This window comes from Phormidium sp. CCY1219 (genome assembly GCF_055795085.1).
Window position 1 is genome coordinate 1 of record NZ_JAYFEQ010000104.1, and the last position, 261, is coordinate 261.

At 58.6% G+C, this 261-nt stretch carries 1 pseudogene; it reads left to right on the top strand.

The features are described from left to right. Window positions 1-78: 78 nt before the first annotated feature. Window positions 79-261, top strand: a pseudogene (locus AC0QH1_RS00595) (photosystem II D2 protein (photosystem q(a) protein)); the annotation flags it as partial.

Sequence of the window (261 nt, forward strand, 5' to 3'; positions counted from 1 at the left end):
GGCGGCTAAAGCCGCACGTTCGTTTTTCCTCCCCCGGCTAAAGCACGGGGGTTTCCAAACGTATCGGAGGTTATCATTATGACAATAGCAGTGGGACGCGCACAGACAGAGCGAGGATGGTTTGACGTCCTCGACGACTGGCTGAAGCGCGATCGCTTCGTCTTCATCGGCTGGTCTGGCCTGTTGTTATTCCCCTGCGCCTACTTGGCGATCGGGGGCTGGCTGACCGGCACCACCTTCGTTACCTCCTGGTACACCCAC